The sequence below is a fragment of the Veillonella sp. VA139 genome (genome assembly GCF_003992005.1).
Classification (GTDB): domain Bacteria; phylum Bacillota; class Negativicutes; order Veillonellales; family Veillonellaceae; genus F0422.
The window spans coordinates 1-3,548 of the sequence record NZ_RQVL01000050.1 but is presented as its reverse complement, the minus strand read 5'-3'; the positions used below and the strand labels follow the sequence as shown (position 1 = coordinate 3,548).

Here is a 3,548-nt window from a genome sequence, read left to right as displayed (position 1 = left end):
TCACGGAATGCTTTGTAGACATTTTGTATAGTAGAAATAGTTGGTCCTTGGAATCCGTTTGTTGGAACTAAATCACCTAAACCAATGTTTCTACTAAAGTCTACACCAGCTAATGCTGGTACCCCGTACATAGCCATCAAAGCTAAGGATTTTTTATTAGGGTCGTTACCAGCCCACTCCATAACGAGCTTTTTCATTTCTTTCGTAGGTGATGTTCCTGTAATCCATTCAGCAAGCTCATCTCCTGCTCCAGCTACTGGTACACCCATCATACCTGCCATAACTAAGTATTGACCAAAGAATCTAGCAATGGCTTTTTTATCTCCAGACTGGAATAATTCTACCATTAATTCAGCTTCTTTTACTGGGTATTTTTTGAATTGTAATAATAATTTACCAATAGAACCAAGTTTAGTAAATAACTGAGGAGCATCTTTGTCGGAATAGTCAAAGTTAGTTTTACGTACGAAGTCACGAGCTATATCTGTAGCCTCTTCTTGGGTTTTCCCATCTGCTATCGCTTGGCGATAAGCTACTAAAGCGGCTACACGTCGAGTATATTTATCTGTAGCATTAAACATAAACATAGATTTCTCTAAGAATTTACCAACAGGTAATCCTTTAATGTTTATGTTGTAGATACTCTTTTCGTTCATCAAAGCCTGTGTTTCTAAGGCAGTGTCCTCACGGTTTAGACCAATTCTGTTAAACATTTTCTTTTCACTTAAAGAAACGTTTCCACCATATAGAGAGGCATCTCTCATGGCTTTAGCTGTAAGCTCGTTAAATCCAGAGAAAGTGGTAATGTTCATTAGTGTACCAAGCTGTGCAATAGCAGCAGTTGGTCTGAACATACCTAACTTCAATACAGTAACCGTCTGCATACTAAATCCTAATGCATCAGTGACTGCCTTCTCTCCGAACATGGCTTTTACCCAAGTTTTGCCAAATACGTCGTTAAAGACTTGGTTTAGCATTTTGTCTACGCCATTAGGTAAACCAACTACACTACCAATGAAATTGTTAAGAATTTCTTGATAATCGTTTTGAGCTCCTTCACCACCTCTACCGAATTGAGACTTATAGTCGTGACCTGTAATGTCACGATACAAGGCTGTGGATTTATAGTAGAACACACTTGTAGGAATATATCTAGCATTGTAGCGGATATAATCTTCCATATTACCTAATACATCTGGGTTAGCACCTTGAGCATTCATTCTCGTTTGGTTAAACTTATCTCTCATATGATTACCATAATTGATTAATAAGTGTTTTTGAATGTCTAATTTACCAACAGTAGGTTTTAAGCGGAATAATTCATCAAGGTTTGCGTGTTTACGTTCTTCTTGTAATTGTTTTTTATCTATTCCTAAATCTGCTAACTTTTCCTTGTCTTCTAGCAACTCAATAAATTGTTCTCTATTTAAGCCTTTACCCTTAGTAATAAACTCATCAATAATTTTAGCAATCATAGGATAGCTATGACTAATACGCTCAAATCGTTTATTAATATCCTCTGGGGATTCTAATTCTTCCAAGATGGTATCATAGCTAGGGTCATAAGAATCTTCATAGATTGCAGATGCCGTTCTCGCATCATCGAATCTGGAACCGTGTTCTACGATTGAATACGAATTACCGTCATTTGCGAATTGAGACGCATACTCCATAGCATCTTTTTGAGTTTTAAAAGAAGCTATTTTATCATACTGTCTATATTCACCATTCTCATCATCTCGTACAGTTTTTACTTTGTAAACACCATATTTTCCGTGTAAACTAGGAGTATAACCCCATAGCAACTTAGGTCTTTGGTCTTCATCTTGTCCACTATCTTTCCATGCTTGAACTTTATCGTTGTAGATTTTCTCACGTAGAGTAATCCAATGATTATAGGCATAAGCAACTTCTTTGGAGTACCCTTTATCTTTGATAGCTTGAATCGTAGCTGTTCTTGCTTTTTGCTTAGCATCACTATAAGAGCCGATTGTTTTCAGACCTGTATCAGATGCCAATACTCTCCATTTGTTTTCCTTAAAGTCCATAAACACTTTGTAGCCATCATTTTTTAACTCTTTGTATCTTTCCTTAGCTGATGCTTCATCCATATATTCTTCAAAAATGTCATGATTTGTTAGGTTGACATAATACTCTTTACCATTATGGTTAACCGCTACTGTTTGAACAAAGTCACGACCAAGTTCATTAATCTCTCTAGTAAGTTTTTCAAACTCTTTTGATTTATCTCCTATAGTTTGTTTCATTTTGTCGAACAATCTATAGTAGTTTTGCATTAATTTAGTTTGGTCATTCTCAGCTTTCTCTGCCCATTTGATAATAGCTCCCGCTTGAGGGATATACTTTTGAATCATTCGGATTGGAGAAACAAACCATTTTTTAAGACCCCAACCAGAGATATTACCACTACGTGTATCACGGTTGATAATCTCTATATTATCTGGAGTTTTAATACCAGCTTTTTTACTAACCTCTCTAGCTAACCTTTTACCAGCCGCTACAATAGGTTGTTCTTTAGCCTCTTGCTCTTCTTTTTGAGCTTGCTTTTCTGCCTCTGTTGGTTGTTTCTGTTCAGTTACTTGTGCTAAATCCTTCCCTTTTTGGAATTTAATTTCATCAATTCTATCTGAATTTTCAAGTATCTTAGCAACATTTTCATCTAATCCTAAACCTTCTTCTCTGAAATGAATGTTAATTCCAGCCTTTTTAGCGGCGTTTTTAATATCTTCGAGATGTTTTAGATTTAAAGTCTTCTTAAATTCATCAGATTTCATATTGACGAGTATATCTGTTACCATTTCTGGAGTGATTCTACTAACAGCTTTAAATTCTGTCATACTCCGTTTGTGATGAGATAATTCTCTATGGAGTTCTTTCAAGAGCTGTTCGACCTTAGCACTAGGATATGAATGCCTAATTTCTTTAAACGTTTCTTTCCAAGTATCTTCTTTTGGTGAATTTGTCATTTCAAGCAATGACCGAAGAACTGCTGCTGTAAAGTCATCTCCGTTAATCCTAGCCTTATTAGGGTGCTTTACTTTTTTATTATCTGACGTAATGGCTCCCATAATGTATTTAAACTGGTCATCCAGAGTCTCTAATTTTTCAATGGAATTCTTTGCACTTGCATCCTGTCCTTCTTTGTGAAGTTCTACAACTAGTTCTTTTATTTTTTCGTCGTTGTCTAATAAATTTCTATTTGTTAATTCGTGGTCTTTAATTTCTTCGTTGCTATTCACGTTTTGCAAAACAGGAGAAGTAAAAAAGTCAGTGCCTTTATTTCTGTCCCCAGAAATACCCGCTCTACCATTGTTTTTCGACAAAACATCATTGAGGATATTTATAATCTCGTCTTCGCTTAATTTTTCCCCTTTTTTATTTTGCTCTTTCTTTAAGATAGTTTTAACTGTTCTATCGTTTCCAGAATGCATATCCCCATCACTAGATAAATATTTAAGACCCTCATACCAATCATTCTTTAGAATAAGTAAATGGTCTTTGTATTTTTCTAGTTCTTTAATGCCAGG

1 protein-coding gene is annotated in these 3,548 nt (G+C 35.5%); it reads right to left on the bottom strand.

The genetic code is table 11. The features are described 5' to 3' along the window. The coding region (locus tag EO125_RS09910; protein ID WP_164726508.1) for a hypothetical protein at nucleotides 1-3,548 on the bottom strand (3,548 nt) is incomplete at both ends.